Origin of the sequence: Cellulomonas sp. APG4, from assembly GCF_009996735.1 — a bacterium.
Classification (GTDB): Bacteria; Actinomycetota; Actinomycetes; order Actinomycetales; family Cellulomonadaceae; genus Actinotalea.
Window position 1 is genome coordinate 50,594 of sequence record NZ_JAACYI010000010.1, and the last position, 14,812, is coordinate 65,405.

The window sequence follows — 14,812 nt, forward strand, 5'->3', positions numbered from 1 at the left end:
CTTCCCCACCGAGGAACGTACGTCGCGGCCGCTGTGTTCCGCGGGGGCCGCGCTAGCATCGGTCCACCGCACACGCACCGCCGGGGCGCACCGCACCCGGCCCCGTGGGACGCACCGCACCACGCCTGACGAGGAGCCATCATCTCCACCGACAAGTCCGCGAGCTGGGCCTACAGCGAGGACTTCCTGACCCTCGACGACGTCGTGCTGCGGGCCACCGACCGCGCCGCGCAGCTGGGGTGCCCGCCGGTCTCCCCGGGGACCGGCGCTGCGCTGCGCACCACGGCCGCCGCCCTGCGTGCCGCGGCCGTGGTGGAGATCGGGACGGGTGCGGGGGTCTCGGGCCTGTGGCTGCTGCGCGGCATGGCGCCCGACGGCGTGCTGACCACGATCGACACCGAGGCCGAGCACCAGCGCGCGGCCCGCACCGCCTTCGCCGACGACGGCGTGCGGCCCACACGCGTGCGTGCGATCACGGGCAGGGCGCTCGACGTGCTTCCCCGCCTCACCGACGGTGGCTACGACCTGGTGCTCGCCGACGGCGACCCGCTCGAGCTCCCGCAGCACGTCGAGCAGGCCGTTCGCCTGCTGCGCCCGGGCGGTGTGCTCGCCGTCGCGCACGCGCTGCACCACGACCGGCTGCCGGACCCGGCGCGCCGCGACGAGACGACGACGACGGTGCGCGAGGTCATCCGGGGCCTGCGCGACGACGAGCGTCTGGTCCCGGCGATGCTCCCCACGGGCGACGGCCTGCTGCTCGCCGCTCGGCGCTGACCGTCTCCCGCGGCCCGTGCCGCCGGCCGACTACCGCGCGGTACCGGCCGGGTTCAGCGCAGCTGACCCAGCCAGCGCATCAGCACACGCACGCCGAAGCCGGTGGCCCCCTCGGGAACCTCGTGCGCTGCCGCGGTCGCTCGTGCGGGCCCCGCGATGTCGAGGTGGGCCCACCGCCGGGCACCGGCGAAGCGCTGCAGGAACAGGGCCGCGGTGATCGAGCCACCCCCCGTCCAGCCGTCGACGGGCACCTGTCGTACGTCGGCCACCTGCGACCGGATGGCCTCGGCGTACTCGGGCACCAGCGGCATGCGCCACAGGCGCTCGCCTGCCTCGAGCCCGGCGGCCTCGAGCCCACGGGCGAGCCTGTCGTCGCTCGTGTAGAGCGCGCCGTGCTGGCGGCCGAGCCCGAGGGTCGCGGCGCCCGTGAGCGTCGCGACGTCGACCAGCACGTCGGGCTCCAGCCGGGCGTCGGCGTACGCCAGCGCGTCCGCCAGGACGATCCGCCCCTCGGCGTCGGTGTTGCCGATCTCGACGGTCGTGCCGTCGTACAGGCGCAGCACGTCACCCGGGCGGTAGGCCGAGGCACCGACCGCGTTCTCCGCGAGCGGGAGCACGGCGGTGACGCGGTGCCGCACTCCGGCCGCGGCGGCCCCGAGCACCGTCGCGAGAGCGACCGCGGCGCCCGCCATGTCGGTCTTCATCGCGACCATCGACTCGCGCGGCTTGATCGAGATGCCGCCCGTGTCGTAGGTGATGCCCTTGCCCACGACGACGACGTGCCGTGCGGTCCGCGAGGTCTCCGCCGGGGTGTATCGCACCGTCACGAGCCGTGGGGGGCTCGCCGAGCCGCCGCCGACGGCGAGGACGCCCCCGAAGCCCCCGGCACGCAGCGCGTCCTCGTCGAGCACCTCGGTCTCGAGCCCAGCAGCGCGGGCGAGCGCGACCGCTCGGTCGGCGAGCCACGCGGGTGTCTTGGTGTCGGACGGCTCGACGGTGAGCGCCCGCGCCGTGCACGTGGCGTGCGCGGCCGTGACCGCGGCGGTCACGGCCGCCTCGGCATGGCGGCCCAGCAGCACCACCTCGGCCGGTGGGGCGGGCGGGGAGGGAGCCGTCGCGCGGCTCGGGTGGCGGTAGGCGCCGAGCACGAAGCCCTCGACCAGCGCCCGCACACCGTCCGGCCCCGCATCCGAGCCCACGGTGGTCACCACGCGTCGCAGCCCCTGCGTGGCTCGTGCGAGCGCGGCGCCGCTGCGCCGCAGGTCCTCGGGACCGCCCGAGCCGATGCCCACCAGCAGCAGCCGCGACGGCAGCCCAGCCCAGGGCAGCGCGCCGCCGCCCGCGAGCGCGCGCGGCAGGTGGACCGTGCGGACCTCGCCCGCCGCACCCGTCGCGTCGTGCCGGTCGGCGAGGTCGGGGAGGTCGATCCCGTACCGGACCGCGGCGTCGGTGGCGCCGGCGCGCGGCTGCGCGCCGTCGTCCCCCTCACCCGCGGGGGCCAGCGCGACCGCGAGCGCGTCCACGCCGTCGTCCTCGAGCAGGGCCGTGGCCGCGACGCTGCCGCGCACCACGGAGAAGCTCGTCGGCGGCACGGCCAGGAACGGCGCGTCCGACGTCTCGGTCGGACGGCCGTCGCGGGCGGGTCGCCGCGCCTGTGCGCGCGAACGGCCCCGTGCCGTGCTGCTCGTGCGCCCGGTCAGCGCACGTCCGCGTGGGTTGCCCCCGGGCACGGCGGCGTCAGCTGACGACCGAGGTCAGGGCCTCGCCGAGCTCGCTCGCCTCGGTCGCGTTGAGCTCGACGACCAGACGCCCTCCGCCCTCGAGCGGCACGCGCATGACGATCCCGCGGCCCTCCTTGGTGACCTCGAGCGGTCCGTCACCGGTCCTCGGCTTCATCGCAGCCATCGGGGGGTTCCTCCCACGTCCGTCGCGAACCGCTCTCTCGGCCGGGGGACGCAGGCACAGGCCTGCGGCCGTCCGGGCAGAGGTGAGCGGATGTCCGAGATCAGTCTAGTTCACCCGGCGGACCTGCGGTCTCACGGCGGCCACCCGGACGGCGGTACCAGTCGCCAGAGCTGTGCGACCCAGACCACCTGGGTGACCAGCCCGATCACCAGCAGCGCGCCGAGCCTCGCAGCGGGCCACCGCGGGCTCGTCAGCGCCCACGCCGCGAGGCCGGCCGCGAGCGGGAACGCGAGCAGCCCGAAGCGCACCAGGCTCGTCCCCGGCTCGACGACGGCGAGCAGGTAGGCGAGGTACCCCGCGGCCCAGCCCTGCAGCTCGGGGCCGAGCCGTCGCACCGGAGACGAGAGCACCGCGGCGACCGCCAGGGCCACGAGGAGGGCGAGGACGGGGAGACCCCAGCTGCCGAGCAGCCACTGCGCGACGTCGAGCCACGGACGCACCGGCACCACCTGCCCGGTCCCCCGCCAGGCCGCCTGGGTGCGCGTGTAGGCGTCGGGGACACCGGTGGCGGCGGCCGCGACCGCCAGCCAGAGCACACCGGACACCGCCGTCACCGCGCCGAGACCGAGCACGGGGGCGGCCACGGACCACGCACGCGCGTCGACCGCACGTGTGCGCAGGCGTGCCACGAGGTGCGCGAGCACGGCCGCGCCGACCGCGAGCGCGACCGGGCGGGTCAGTCCGAGCAGCAGCACGAGCCCGGAGGCGGCGAGGTAGCGCTCACGCACGAGGCACAGCAGCACGGCGGCGAGCAGCAGCAGCGCGAGCGACTCGCTGTAGGCCACCTGGAGCACAGGGGCGGCGGCCGACGTCGTGACCAGGCCGACGGTCGCGAGCGCGAGCCGTCGGGCGTCGCGCGGGGGCCGGCCTGCGCGCTCCGTCGCGACCACGACGAGACGGTGCAGCACGAGCATCGCGAGCGCGCCCAGGACGGTCGCCGTCAGCGGCCCCGCGACCGCCCAGGGCGCACCTGTCGCCGCCATGATCGCCCGGACCAGCAGCGGGAAGAGCGGCAGGAACGCCCACGCGTTCTGCACCACCGCGCCGTCCGCCCCGGTCGGCAGGTCCGACGGGTACCCGACCTCCGCCACCTGCCGGTACCAGCTGGCGTCCCACATGAGGCCCGTGTACTCGAGGTACCCGGGGCCTGCGGGGGTCCACGGTGTGGCCGCCTGGCTCCGGGCCACGACCACCAGCACCACGGCCGAGAACAGGCGCGCCAGCGCGTGGACCGCGAGCACCTGCACCCACCAGGGCCAGCGGGCCGGGGACGTCACACGAGCCCTCGCACCGCGCGTGCGGGCGGCAGGTCACCGCGCACGACGGCGACCATCTCGACGACGCGGCGCGTGGCACGCACGTCGTGCGCCCGGAACACCGACGCACCCTGCCACGCCGCGACGGCGGTGGCGGCGAGCGTGCCCTCGAGCCGCTCGTCGACGGGCAGGTCGAGCGACTCGCCCACGAAGTCCTTGCGGCTCAGGGCCATGAGCACGGGGAACCCGAGGCCGACGAGCGCCTCGGTGCGCCGCGTGAGGTGCAGGGAGTGCCAGGTGCTCTTGCCGAAGTCGTGCGTGGGGTCCACGAGCACCGAGCCCGGGTCGATGCCCAGGTCGACGGCGCGACGGGCCGCGGCCCCGACGGTCGCGAGCACGTCGTGCAGGACGCCGTCGCGAGGGTCGCCCTCGGCGGGGGGCAGGTACTCGGGACGCAGCGGGTCGGTGCGTGGGCCCAGGCCGCCGGTGTGCGAGCACACGACGCCCAGTCCGTGGCGCGCGGCGACCTCGACCAGCCGGGGGTCGTGCCCCGCCCAGGTGTCGTTGAGCAGGTCCGCCCCGGCGCGGGCGACCTCCTCGGCGACCTCGGCACGCCACGTGTCGACGCTCAGCGGGAGGTCGGCGAACTCCGCGCGCACGGCGCGCACGAGCGGCACGACCCGGTCGATCTCCTCGTCCACCTCGACCGCGGGGCCGCGACCGGCCCGCACCCCGCCGATGTCCACGAGGTCCGCACCCTCGGCGACCGCGCGCGCCACGGCCGCGAGCGCGGCGTCGTCGTCGGCCGCCCGGGCACCCGACCAGAACGAGTCGGTCGTCCGGTTGACCACGGCCATGACAGCCGGACGCCCGTGCGCGACCGTCCGCCCGCGCAGCCGCAGCGGCACCCCCGCGGGCGGGATCACCGCCGTCGCGAGGCGCGCTCGGCCTCCTGCTCGGCCGCGGCGTTGGCCGCGACGGCGGCCTCCTCCTCGGCGCGCAGCTCGGCGTCGCGCTCGCACACGAGGCGCACGGCCTCGGCCGGGTCGTCGACGACCTCGACGAGGTCGAGGTCACGTGCGCTGATGGTCCCCGCGTCGACCACCGGGCCCGCGAGCCAGTCGAGCAGGCCGCGCCAGTAGTCGCTGCCCACCAGGACGATCGGGAACTCGGTGACCTTGTGGGTCTGCACCAGCGTCAGCGACTCGAACAGCTCGTCGAAGGTCCCGAACCCGCCCGGCAGCACCACGAAACCCTGCGAGTACTTCACGAAGCACGTCTTGCGCGCGAAGAAGTAGCGGAAGTTGACGCCCAGGTCGACCCACTGGTTCATACCCTGCTCGAACGGCAGCTCGATGCCCAGGCCGACGGAGAGCCCGCCCGCCTCGTTGGCACCCTTGTTCGCCGCCTCCATGATCCCCGGGCCGCCGCCCGTGATCACCGCGTAGCCCTGCTCCACGAGACCGCGTCCCACCTGCTCGCCCAGCCGGTAGCCGGGCGTGCCCGGCTTCGTGCGGGCCGAGCCGAACACGCTCACGGCCGGGCCGACCTCGGCCAGCGCGCCGAAGCCCTCGACGAACTCGCTCTGGATGCGCATGACCCGCCACGGGTCGGCGTGCAGCCAGTCCGCCGTGCCGTCCTTGGCGAGCAGGCGCTGGTCGCTCGTGGTCGTGGGCACCTGCGTGCGGCGCAGCAGCACGGGCCCTCGCCGGTAGCCGTTCGGGTCCGAGCCCGCCCGCTCGGTCGCGCCGCCTGCGGGCACGGAGGTCTCTCGCTCGTCACTCATGGGGCGAGCCTAGGAGGTCAACCACGCCTCGAGCCCGGCGAAGCACGCCGCCACCTGGTCCACGGGGCACCGTTCGTCGTCCGCGTGCGCGAGGCTCGGGTCGCCCGGGCCGTAGTTGACCGCGGGCACCCCGAGGGCCGAGAACCGCGCGACGTCGGTCCACCCCTCCTTGGCGACGGGAGCAGGCCCACCCGCGCCCCCGACCGCCGCGGCGAACGCGGCCGCGGCCGGGTGGTCCAGGCCCGGGCGGGCCCCGGGCGCGAGGTCCGTGATGCGCACGTCGTGACCGGCGAACACCTCGCGCACGTGGGCCTCGGCCTGCTCGGGGGTGAGCTCGGGGGCGAACCGGTAGTTCACGGTCACCACGCACTCGTCCGGGATGACGTTCCCGGCGATCCCACCACGGATGCCGACGGCGTTGAGACCCTCGCGGTAGGTCAGACCGTCGACGTCGACCGTGCGGGGCTCGTAGCGCGCGAGCCGCTCGAGCACGGGAGCCGCGGCGTGGATCGCGTTGACCCCGAGCCATGCCCGCCCCGAGTGCGCCGCGACCCCGGACGTGCGCACCTCGGCCCGCAGCGTCCCGTTGCAGCCGCCCTCGATCCCGGCCCGCGTGGGCTCGCACAGCACGGCGAAGTCGGCGCGCACCCACTCCGGCCGGGTGCGCACGAGGCGGCCCAGGCCGTTGCGCTCGGCCTCGACCTCCTCCTGGTCGTAGAACACCCAGGTGACGTCGCGCGTGGGGGCCGTGACCCGCGCCGCGAGCGCGAGCTGGACCGCGACGCCTCCCTTCATGTCGACCGTGCCACGCCCCCAGATCTCGTCGGGTCCGCCGTCCGCACCGGGGCGCAGCCGCGTCGGCAGGTTGTCGGCGACCGGCACCGTGTCCAGGTGACCCGCGATCACGACGCGCTCGGCGCGCCCCAGGTGCGTGCGGGCGACGACGGCGTCACCGTCGCGGAGCACCTCGAGGTGCGGGTAGGCGCGCAGGGCGTGCTCGACGGCGTCCGCGAGCGCTGCCTCGTCGCCGCTCACCGACGGCGTGTCGCACAGCGCGCGTGCGAGGGTGACGAGGTCGCCCTCGAGGTCCAGGTGGGGTCGCTCGGCCATGGCGCCGACCCTAGCCCGCACGCCGTCGTCGGCGTCTCGCGGTTCAGGACGCCCGTCCCGTGCGGCAGGCGGCCCCTAGGCTTGGTCCCATGACTTCGCGCACCGCCTGGGGCACCGGCCTGGCCACCGTGACCACCGGCGACGAGGGCCCGGGCACCACCCTCGACGTCTGGTACCCCGCACCCGCGCTGGGTCCGGCCCCCGACGCCGACCCCGCCGAGCCCGCCCTGAGGGCGCTCGTGGGGTCCGACGACGCGCGCTCCGTCCGGACGGTGGTCGTGCGCACCGAGATCGACCTCGACACGCCGCCGACCTCGACCGCCGACGCGTACCTGCGGCTGCACCTGCTGTCCCATCGCCTCGTCGCACCGCACGGCCTCTCTCTCGACGGACTCTTCGGCGTGCTGCCCAACGTCGTGTGGACGGACCACGGTCCGTGCGCGGTCGCGGGATTCGAGACGACGCGGCTGCGGCTGCGCGCGGCCCACGGGCGCTTCCCCACCGTCCACGGCGTCGACAAGTTCCCGCGCATGGTCGACTACGTGCTCCCGGCCGGCGTCCGGATCGCCGACGGCGACCGCGTGCGCCTGGGCGCGCACCTCGCCGAGGGCACCACGGTCATGCACGAGGGCTTCGTGAACTTCAACGCGGGCACCCTCGGCGCCTCGATGATCGAGGGGCGGGTCTCGGCGGGCGTGGTCATCGGCGACGGGAGCGACGTCGGCGGCGGCGCCTCGATCATGGGCACCCTCTCGGGCGGCGGGCGCGTCACGATCTCGGTGGGGCGCCGGTCACTCCTCGGCGCGAACGCGGGTCTCGGTTTCCCGCTGGGCGACGACTGCGTGGTCGAGGCCGGGCTGTACGTGACCGCGGGCGCCAAGGTCGCGGTGGTCGGCGACGCGCTCGCGGGCACCCCTCTCGCGGGCCGCGACGTCGTCAAGGCCGCCGAGCTGTCAGGGCTGCCCGGCCTGCTCCTCCGCCGCGGCTCGACGTCGGGGGCGGTCGAGGTGCTGCGGCGCCAGGGCGTGGGCGTCGACCTCAACCCGGACCTGCACGCGAACTCATGACGGCTCGGCGCGGGGCACGTCGGCGTCGAGCGGCCGCGCGGGCCGTGACGGGCACGCTGACGCTCGCCCTCGTGGTGGTCGGCGGGGCCGCCGGCGTCGCGGCCCTGCTGCGCGCGAACGACGGCGAGCCGCGCGTCGAGCGCTGTGCCGCGGTCGCGGACGGCACCGAGTGGTACCTCGCACCCGACCAGGCCGAGACGGCGGCACTCCTGGCGGGGACGTCGGTGCGCCGGGGCATGCCCGCGCGAGCGGCGACGATCGCGATCGCGACGGGCCTGCAGGAGTCGAAGCTGCGCAACATCGACTACGGCGACCGCGACTCGGTCGGGATCTTCCAGCAGCGTCCGTCCCAGGGCTGGGGCAGCGTCGAGGAGATCATGGACCCGGTCTACTCGACGAACGCGTTCTACGACGCGCTCGCGCAGGTGGACGGGTACGAGGAGATGGCCGTGACCGAGGCCGCGCAGACCGTGCAGCGCTCGGCGTTCCCCGACGCGTACGCCCAGCACGAGGCGCGGTCGCGGGCCTGGGCCTCGGCGCTCACCGGCTGGTCCCCCGCGGCCCTCACGTGCACGCTCCCCGAGGCCGACGGCGTCGGTGACCCGGCGGCACTCGCGGCTCGGCTCGAGCGCGACCTGGGACTCGTCGCAGTGGTCGAGGGCGGGCTGGTGAGGATCGACCTGTCAGCCGCGGGCGAGCCCTCGAGGGCGGGATGGGCCGCCGCGCAGTGGGCGGTCGCCGTCGCGTGGACGCACGACGTGGTGCGTGTGCGGCACGAGGACCAGGTGTGGGACCGCACGACAGGGACGTGGGCGCCGGACGAGACCGACCCCCTCGCGAGCGGGGTCGTCGAGCTCACCCTCCACGACTGAGACGCGCCCCCTGGAACGACGACGGCGTGCGACCGCACCGGTCGCACGCCGTCGTCGAGGTGGTCCTGCGGCTCAGCGCTGGTCGGCCGGGACGTAGTCGCGCGTCGTCGGGCCCGTGTAGATCTGCCGCGGGCGACCGATCTTGGTCGCCGGGTCGGCCATCATCTCGCGCCACTGCGCGATCCAGCCGGGCATGCGCCCGACCGCGAACAGCGGCGTGAACATCTGCGTCGGGAAGCCCATGGCCTTGTAGAGCAGACCGGTGTAGAAGTCGACGTTCGGGTAGAGCTTGCGCTCGATGAAGTAGTCGTCGCTCAGCGCGATCTCCTCGAGGCGCATCGCGATGTCCAGCATCTCGTCCCGCTTGCCGAGGCTCGAGAGCACGTCGTCCGCGGCCTTCTTCACGATCGCGGCCCGCGGGTCGTAGTTCTTGTAGACCCGGTGGCCGAAGCCCATGAGACGGACGCCGTCCTCCTTGTTCTTGACCTTGCGCATGAACTCGGTGGCGTCGCCGCCGTTCTCCTGGATCTGCGTGAGCATGCGCAGCACGGCCTCGTTCGCGCCGCCGTGCAGCGGCCCGGACAGTGCGTTGATGCCCGCCGACACGGACGCGTAGAGGTTGGCGTGGCTCGAGCCCACGATCCGCACCGTCGACGTCGAGCAGTTCTGCTCGTGGTCGGCGTGCAGCAGCAGGAGCACGTCGAGCGCGCGCACCATCGCGGGCTCCGGGTCCCACGACTCGCCGTTGGGCTGGAACGCCATCCGCAGGAAGTCGGCCACGTAGCCGCGGCCCTTCTCGGGGCCGATCATCTCCTGGCCCAGGGCGCGCCGGTGCGCGTAGGCGGCGATCGTGGGGACCTTCGCCAGCAGCAGCACGGTCGCGAGCTCGACCGTCGCGGGGTCGAACGGGTCCACGCTCTCGGGGTAGTAGCCGGGCAGCGCGGAGACCGCGCTCGACAGCACCGCCATCGGGTGGGCGTTCGTGGGGAACGCGCCGATCAGCGCCTTGAAGTTGTCGTGGAGGTGGGTGTGGCGCTCGACGCGCTCGACGAAGGCCGACAGCTCGTCCGCGCTCGGCAGCTCACCATGCGTGAGCAGGTAGGCGACCTCGAGGAACGACGAGTGCTCGGCGAGCTGCTCGATCGGGTAGCCGCGGTACTGCAGCACGCCCGCGTCACCGTCGATGTAGGTGATCTCGGACTCGCACGACGCGGTGTTCATGAAGCCGGGGTCGACGGTCACCAGCCCCGTCTCCTTGAGCAACGAGGAGACGACGATCCCGTCGTTCCCCGCGGTCGCGGAGACCCGCGGCAGCTCGAGCGTGCGGTCGTCGGCGCGCAGCTCGACCGGGGTCTTCGGGGCCTCAGCCATGGGGTCTCCTCCTCGGGACGCGATCGTGTCGACGTCCGTCCGTGCTCCGGGCTCGTCCGCCCGGTCGACCGTACCTGCGCCACGGTGCGCGGTCCCAATCGGCCAGGGTCGAACGTCCCCTGGTCCAGGTGATTCCCGTCACAGGCCCGACGACGTCGGCAGGCCTCGCGGGCGTCACGTGCGTGCCAAGACTAGGCCAAGCCGGGCTCTTCCGGCACCGAGAGGTGGGAGGAATCGTTCCCCACGTCGCGTGATCCTCGTCACGCCCCGGTGAGACGGGCGGCGGCGCGTTCGACGGCGTCGTCGGGAGCCGTGAGGGCGACCCGCACGTGCCGGGCCGCCGCCGGACCGTAGAAGGAGCCCGGCGCGACGAGGATCCCGAGGCCCGCGAGGTCCTCGACCGTCCGCCAGCAGTCCTGGCCCGCCCCTGGGGCGCGGACCCACAGGTACAGGCCCGCGGGCGAGCCGTCGACCTCGAACCCTGCGCTCTCGAGCGCCGTCCGCAGCCGCGCACGCCGTCGCCGGTAGCGCCCGAGCTGCTCGGCCACGTGGTCGTCATCCCCCAGCGCCGCGACCATCGCCGCCTGGACGGGAGCGGGCACCATCATCCCGGCGTGCTTGCGCACCTCGAGCAGGCGTCGTACGAGCCGCTCGTCGCCCGCGGCGAACGCCGCCCGGTAGCCCGCGAGGTTGGACTGCTTCGAGAGCGAGTGGACCACGAGCAGGTCGTCGTGCCGCCCCCCGCACACGCGCGGGTCGAGCACGCTCGGCACCCCCTCGCTCGCGTACGGCTCGTCCCACGCGAGCAGCGCATAGCACTCGTCGCTCGCGACCACGGCGCCGATCCGCCGGGCGGCCTCGACCACGGCGCGCATCGCGTCGACGTCGAGCACCTGGCCGGTGGGGTTGGAGGGCGAGTTCAGCCAGACCAGGCGCACGTCGTCGCGACCGGCCCACACGGCGACGTCGTCGGCCGGCAGCGGGTCCGCGCCCGCGAGCCTCGCACCCACGTCGTACGTCGGGTAGGCGGCCTCGGGGTGCACGACGACGTCGCCCGCGCCCAGCCCGAGCCATGAGGGCAGCAGGGCGACGAGCTCCTTGGACCCGACGGTCGGCAGCACCGCGGCCGGGTCGAGGCCGGGTACGCCGCGCCGCCGCGCGAACCAGGCCGCGACGGCCTCGCGCAGCTCCGCCGTGCCGTGGGTGGTCGGATAGCCGGGTGCGTCGGCCGCTGCGCACAGCGCCTCGCGCACCACCGGCGGTGTGGGGTCGACCGGCGTGCCGACCGACAGGTCGACCAAGCCGTCGGGGTGGGCGCGCGCGGTGTCCGCATACGGGCGCAGGCCGTCCCAGGGGAAGTCGGGCAGCGCGTCGCCGTGCAGGCCCATGCCCGACCCGCTCAGGCCTCGGTCTGCTGCGGCGGGAGGGCGGCGACGATCGGGTGGTCGTGGTCGATCTCACCGAGCTTGGCCGCGCCGCCCGGCGAGCCGATCGCGTCGAAGAACTCGACGTTCGCCTTGTAGTACTCGCTCCACTGCTCCGGGACGTCGTCCTCGTAGTAGATCGCCTCGACGGGGCAGACGGGCTCGCACGCACCGCAGTCGACGCACTCGTCCGGGTGGATGTAGAGCGATCGCTTGCCCTCGTAGATGCAGTCGACCGGACACTCCTCGATGCACGCCTTGTCCTTGACGTCCACACAGGGCTGGGCGATGACGTAGGTCACGAGCGGTCCTCCACAGCGGTCGAGAGCGCACCTGTCGGCGCGCCCCTAGTATCCCCCACGTGGGACGACACGCGACGGATGGTCCGGGTGAGACCCCGCCCGCGGGCCGGGCCCACCCCGCCCCGTGGACCACGTGGCCCGTCGGTGCGCGTGTCGTGGTCCGCAGACGCGTCGACGACGGCTGGAGCGACGTGCTCGGCGAGCTGATCGCGCGCGACGAGGACGGCGTCGAGGTGCGCACGCGCCGGGGCGACGTGCGGGTCCCCGCGCACGAGATCGGCCTCGGCAAGCTCGTCCCGCCCGCTCCCCCGCGACGGGGACCACGCCGAGGGTGACCTCAGCCGAGGATCACTCGTCCTCGTCCTCGTCGTCGTCGGCCGACGGCGGCTCACCGCACACGACCCGGTTCTGAGGTCGGTACCGCACCGTCCAGGACTCGCGGTCGACCTCCTCGCCCTCGAGCCTGACCACGCGCGTGACCGTGACCGTGAACCCGGGGTTCCCGGCGGACTGCGGCGCGCACGTGGGTGAGCTCGAGTAGACGGTCGTGGGCGACACCACGTTCGACCGGCCGCTCGTCGAGCTCTCGACCTCGAAGTGCGGCGTGCTCCACACGCGGACGTGCAGGCGACCACCCGTGACGTACGCCTGGAGCAACGCCCCGTACGGCGTCGTGTTGCGGAAGCGCATGTCCAGGGTGCCCGTGAAGATCGTCGCCTCGCGGCCCTCCGGGTAACGCGCGAACCACTCCGAGTGAGGGTGGTGCTCGACGTCCTCGAACCCCGCGAAGTAGGCCGCGTTGTAGGTGGTCGTCGACAGCTGCGACAGACCACCGCCCCACGCGTCGGTGTGCTCGCCGTTGACGATCGCGCCCGCCTGGACGAACCCGTTGACGCCGTCCACCGGCCCGAGCGCCTCGGTGAGGCTGAACTCCTCGTCGGGGCGGACCAGGGTCCCGTTGACCTTCGACGCGCCGTTGATGATGTTCTTCGTGCGACGCGGTTCGCTCGTGAGCGGGGTCGAGAACTCCGAGACCACCTCGACCACCCCGAGGGCCTCGAGCGCGGCGGTCGACTCGGCCGGGTCGGTCTCGACCAGCTCGAGCGCGGCCGTGCGGTCGGCCCCCGAGGTCGCGACCGCGGCGAGCGCCGTCGCGACCGCCTCGGGGTCGAGCGTGGTGCCCGGCACCCCCGGCTGGATCACGGGGGCGCCGTCGACGAACTCGAACCGCGCGTCGGTCGGCTCGCTGAGCAGGTCGGGTATCCGTGCGACGACCTCCTCGACGAGCGCCTCGCCGTCGAGCTCGAGCACGAGCGCCTCGCCCTCAGGAACGAGGCTCGCGTGCGCCGCGAGCACCTCGGCGGGGAGCTCGGCACGACTCTCGCCGACGGTGACCGTCACGGGTGCGTCGACGAGCGGCCGCGCGAGCTCGGCGAGCGCGCGCTCCACCTCGGCGTCGTCGATCGCCGGCTCGAGGACCTCGGTCGGGAGCTCCACGGGGCGGGGAGCGGTGAGCCACTCGTCCACCAGCAGCCGCTCCGCGGCCTCGACGTCCACCCCGGTACCCGTCTCGGACGCCGTGCTCTGCGGAGCACCGTCCACGAAGACGACCGTGCCGTCGACCGGCGGGCTCTCGAGTCCCTCGGCGACCTCGGTCAGGGCTGCGTCCAGTGCCGCCTCGTCCACCTCGGTGACCGGCGGCACGGCGTCCCCCCCGAACACCTGACGCCACAGCCGCGCGGGCTCGAGGCCGAAGCCCGTGACCCCCTCGACGGTCGCGCGGTGGTCGGCCGTGAGGCCCGCGACGACCGGGTCCAGGGTCGTGCGCTTGTCGCCCGCGGAGACGGGCACCGGCTCGGTCTCCGCGGCCGCGAGCTGCTCGTCGAGCAGGGAGACCGCCTGGTCGGCGGTGAGGCCGCCCACCTCGACGCCCGCGACGGTGGTCCCCGGGGGCACGCGGTCCGACCACAGCCACAGCGCACCGACGTAGAGCCCTCCGAGCACGACGACGACGGCCGCGGCGATACCGAGCACGCGCGGCCAGCGACGGGAGCGCTCGTCGTCCGGGAAGACGTCGATCGGCGAGTGGGTGTGCGTGGGCTCGCTCGGCGCGGAGGCCTCGGCCTCCGTCGGGTCGGTCGCGGCCGGCTCCGTAGAGGGCTCCTCGTGACGGCCGAGGGCCGAGGTACGGCGGGGCGCCTCCGCCGGTGACGGGACGGGCGGGAGCACGACGGTCGCGTCGTCGCCCGACGAGCTGACGTCGCCGGGGCCTTGGGGTGCCGCGGCGGTGAGCGGCTCCTCCGAAGACGTGGCCGGACCCGGCTCGCGCACGTCGTCGGACGACGGGACCGTGGTGGGGGCGACGTCCTCCGACGCCCCCTCGGGCGTCGGCTCCCGCTCCGGCGCCGGCGTCGGCTCCGGCGCTCCCACGTGCTCCGGCTCCCCCGCGGGCTCCGTCACAGCTCCCGTCGTCACCTCGGGCGCGGACGCGGGCTCCCCGGCGGGCGCCGGCTCTTCGGCAGGTGCGGACCCTTCAGTGGGGTCGGGACCTTCGGCAGGCCCGGGCTCTTCGGCGAGCTCAGGCTCCCCCGCGGGCTCAGGTTCTGCAGCGGACGCAGGGGTCGCCGGCTGCTCCGGCTCTGACGTGGACCCGGGCGCCTGTGCAGGCTCCGGCTCCTCGGCGGGCTCGGCAGCGGTCTGCGGCACCTCCGCGGGTGCGGCCGGCTCCGGCGCGGGCTCTCGTCCGGCCGCCGTGCCGTTCGACGTGGTGTCGTCCGGCTCCGGCGCCGTGGGCTCGTTCGCACGTGCCGTGTCGTCCAGCGGGCGTCCCTCGGTCATCCCGTGCTCTCCGTCATGCGCCGCTCGTCGTCATGCGCTGCTCGTCC

14 protein-coding genes are annotated in these 14,812 nt (G+C 74.8%); 4 read left to right on the forward strand and 10 right to left on the reverse strand.

The features are described from left to right. Positions 1-141: 141 nt before the first annotated feature. Positions 142-774, forward strand: coding sequence for an O-methyltransferase (locus GXB85_RS09185; RefSeq protein WP_161917421.1), 633 nt, complete (start codon positions 142-144; stop codon positions 772-774). A 53-nt stretch (positions 775-827) separates the two neighbouring features. Here GXB85_RS09185 and GXB85_RS09190 read toward each other — a convergent pair whose 3' ends face one another. The 6 genes from GXB85_RS09190 to dapE form a co-directional block, all read right to left on the reverse strand. Next, a complete protein-coding gene (locus GXB85_RS09190) occupies positions 828-2,366 on the reverse strand; it encodes a M17 family metallopeptidase (protein ID WP_370524115.1) in 1,539 nt (512 codons plus the stop codon). Between the two features lie 145 nt (positions 2,367-2,511). After that, positions 2,512-2,679 (reverse strand): DUF3117 domain-containing protein, encoded by a 168-nt coding sequence (locus GXB85_RS09195; RefSeq protein WP_081802811.1) that lies wholly within the window; start codon positions 2,677-2,679, stop codon positions 2,512-2,514. Positions 2,680-2,810: 131 nt separating this feature from the next. Next, positions 2,811-4,016, reverse strand: a complete 1,206-nt coding sequence (locus GXB85_RS09200) for a hypothetical protein (protein ID WP_161917353.1) — start codon at positions 4,014-4,016, stop codon at positions 2,811-2,813. Further along, positions 4,013-4,921 (reverse strand): dihydropteroate synthase, encoded by a 909-nt coding sequence (folP, locus tag GXB85_RS09205; RefSeq protein ID WP_370524116.1) that lies wholly within the window; start codon positions 4,919-4,921, stop codon positions 4,013-4,015. The genes GXB85_RS09200 and folP overlap by 4 nt, the downstream gene beginning before the upstream one ends. Continuing rightward, the gene (locus tag GXB85_RS09210) at positions 4,918-5,781 is read right to left on the reverse strand and encodes a TIGR00730 family Rossman fold protein (protein ID WP_161917354.1); all 864 of its coding nucleotides are present in this window, start codon (positions 5,779-5,781) and stop codon (positions 4,918-4,920) included. The genes folP and GXB85_RS09210 overlap by 4 nt, the downstream gene beginning before the upstream one ends. 9 nt (positions 5,782-5,790) lie before the next feature. Then, complete coding sequence (gene dapE / locus GXB85_RS09215; protein ID WP_161917355.1) at positions 5,791-6,891, reverse strand: succinyl-diaminopimelate desuccinylase; 1,101 nt, start codon at positions 6,889-6,891, stop codon at positions 5,791-5,793. 89 nt (positions 6,892-6,980) lie between these two features. Here dapE and dapD point away from each other — a divergent pair, with 89 nt between their 5' ends. Then, positions 6,981-7,958, forward strand: a complete 978-nt coding sequence (gene dapD, locus GXB85_RS09220) for a 2,3,4,5-tetrahydropyridine-2,6-dicarboxylate N-succinyltransferase (RefSeq protein ID WP_161917356.1) — start codon at positions 6,981-6,983, stop codon at positions 7,956-7,958. A gap of 44 nt (positions 7,959-8,002) precedes the next feature. Next, entirely contained in the window at positions 8,003-8,830 is an 828-nt protein-coding gene (locus tag GXB85_RS09225) for a hypothetical protein (RefSeq protein WP_370524117.1), read from the forward strand. A 72-nt stretch (positions 8,831-8,902) separates the two neighbouring features. Here GXB85_RS09225 and GXB85_RS09230 read toward each other — a convergent pair whose 3' ends face one another. From GXB85_RS09230 to fdxA, 3 genes are all read right to left on the reverse strand, one after another. Continuing rightward, positions 8,903-10,201, reverse strand: coding sequence for a citrate synthase (locus GXB85_RS09230; protein WP_161917358.1), 1,299 nt, complete (start codon positions 10,199-10,201; stop codon positions 8,903-8,905). Positions 10,202-10,461: 260 nt separating this feature from the next. Beyond that, positions 10,462-11,589 (reverse strand): succinyldiaminopimelate transaminase, encoded by a 1,128-nt coding sequence (gene dapC / locus GXB85_RS09235; protein ID WP_161917359.1) that lies wholly within the window; start codon positions 11,587-11,589, stop codon positions 10,462-10,464. 11 nt (positions 11,590-11,600) lie between these two features. Continuing rightward, positions 11,601-11,927 (reverse strand): ferredoxin, encoded by a 327-nt coding sequence (gene fdxA, locus GXB85_RS09240; protein WP_161917360.1) that lies wholly within the window; start codon positions 11,925-11,927, stop codon positions 11,601-11,603. A gap of 59 nt (positions 11,928-11,986) precedes the next feature. Here fdxA and GXB85_RS09245 point away from each other — a divergent pair, with 59 nt between their 5' ends. Next, positions 11,987-12,262 (forward strand): hypothetical protein, encoded by a 276-nt coding sequence (locus GXB85_RS09245; RefSeq protein ID WP_202627766.1) that lies wholly within the window; start codon positions 11,987-11,989, stop codon positions 12,260-12,262. A gap of 13 nt (positions 12,263-12,275) precedes the next feature. Here GXB85_RS09245 and GXB85_RS18660 read toward each other — a convergent pair whose 3' ends face one another. Beyond that, positions 12,276-14,357: a VanW family protein gene (locus GXB85_RS18660; protein WP_161917361.1), complete on the reverse strand. Its 2,082-nt coding sequence runs from the start codon at positions 14,355-14,357 to the stop codon at positions 12,276-12,278. Between the last annotated feature and the right edge of the window lie 455 nt (positions 14,358-14,812).